The organism is Kaistella sp. (genome assembly GCF_032060305.1).
In the GTDB taxonomy this organism is placed as follows: domain Bacteria; phylum Bacteroidota; class Bacteroidia; order Flavobacteriales; family Weeksellaceae; genus Kaistella; species Kaistella yananensis.
Genome location: NZ_DAMBHK010000155.1, coordinates 1 through 1514, shown reverse-complemented (window position 1 = coordinate 1514; position 1514 = coordinate 1). Strand labels below are relative to the sequence as shown.

The 1514-nt window shown below is 37.9% G+C and carries 2 protein-coding genes; one reads left to right on the top strand and one right to left on the bottom strand.

Annotated elements, in window-relative coordinates; all coding sequences use genetic code 11:
- Positions 1 to 183 precede the first annotated feature (183 nt).
- Entirely contained in the window at positions 184 to 1191 is a 1008-nt protein-coding gene (locus V5N63_RS11885) for a DHH family phosphoesterase (RefSeq protein ID WP_332034113.1), read from the top strand.
- 12 nt (positions 1192 to 1203) lie between these two features.
- On the opposite strand, the gene V5N63_RS11880 is transcribed toward V5N63_RS11885, so the two are convergent.
- Positions 1204 to 1512, bottom strand: coding sequence for a DUF1304 domain-containing protein (locus V5N63_RS11880; protein ID WP_332034112.1), 309 nt, complete (start codon positions 1510 to 1512; stop codon positions 1204 to 1206).
- Positions 1513 to 1514 lie beyond the last annotated feature (2 nt).

The following is a 1514-nucleotide window of genomic DNA, read 5'->3' as shown; positions in this document are numbered from 1 at the left end:
CATTGCTAATATTTTTTAGTAAAAACTATATCTTATTTTTCAGACTGCAAATATAGGAAAGTTTTTACTTTCTGCAAACATATTTAAATTATTTTCAGAGAATGTATCTAACTTCTTCCCAAGAGGCTTGTGTACGCTTGATGATAAAAACTTATATTTGGAGTCTTAAAAATTCAGATCAATATGTTTACGCCTTCAGAAATTTCATCGATTCAAAAACTCTTAATACCCGGAAACAAAATTGTGATTATTACGCATTATAACCCGGATGGAGATGCAATTGGTTCGAGTTTGGGGCTGAAGCATTTCTTAAGCCAGAAAGGTTTGGAGGCTGATGTAATTGTTCCCAATGATTTCCCGAAATTCCTGAAATGGATGCCCGATGCAAAGAAAATCATCATTGCAGATTATAAAAGAAAACAGGCTGGGGAAGCAATTTATAACGCAGATGTAATCTTTATTCTCGATTTTAATGCGTCTCACCGAAGTGGAAATCTCGTAGGCCCGTGGATTGAAAAAGCCAGAGCAAAGAAGATTTTGATCGATCATCACCAGCAGCCTGAAAATTTCGATTTTGTGTATTCGGATGTTAAAATTCCCGCGACTTCCCAGATGATTTATCACTTTATCGATTCGCTGAATGAAACCGATTTAGTAAATAAAGATATCGCCGAATGCCTTTATACTGGAATTATGACCGATACAGGCGGCTTCCGTTTCCGTTCGACAAGTGCGACTACCCACAGAATTGTCGCTAATTTAATTGAAAAAGGAGCTGATCCGGCAATGATTACCTCAAATACCTGGGACACCAATACGGTTTCCCGTCTTCATCTTCTTGCTTTGATATTAGGACGAATTGAAGTCGTGAAGAACGGAAAAGTAGCTATTTTATGGCTGAAACGCGATGAACTGAAGGAGTTTGGTTTCCAGAAAGGCGATACCGAAGGTTTTGTAAATTATGGTTTAAGTATTATGGGAACCCAGGTTTCGGCATTTTTTATGGAAGATCTTTATGAGGATTTCATTAAAATCTCATTCCGGTCCAAAGATGATGTAGATGTGAATCAGTTTTCGCGCAAATATTTTAATGGTGGCGGTCACATCAACGCGGCCGGTGGAAAATACATGAAATCCATCGAAAAAACGATTGAAGATTTTAAAGAAAAAATCGAAGACGAGAACTTCTAAAATCTGCCGGAATTATTTTAAAAGTAAAACAGTAAGCGCCAAAATCCCTGGCAACGCCTGCACGAAAAATATTTTTCTGGAAGCAGAAAAAGCTCCGTACAATCCCGCAACAATTACGCATGCAAGAAAAAATTGGGCAACATAAGTTGACCAGTTGGAATCTGAAATCAACAGAGACCAAATGAGACCTGCAGCTAAAAATCCGTTGTAGAGACCCTGATTTGCTGCCAAGCCTTTCGTTGGTGTGAAGAGTTCGTCTTTTAATACACCTTTAAATGATTTTTTTCCTAAAGTCTCCCATGCAAACATCTCCATGTACATGA

Bases quoted from the DNA above. Each gene is read 5' to 3' on its own strand.
- V5N63_RS11885 (WP_332034113.1), top strand. From the start codon at position 184: ATGTTTACGCCTTCAGAAATTTCATCGATTCAAAAACTCTTAATACCC.
- V5N63_RS11880 (WP_332034112.1), bottom strand. From the start codon at position 1,512: ATGTACATGGAGATGTTTGCATGGGAGACTTTAGGAAAAAAATCATTT.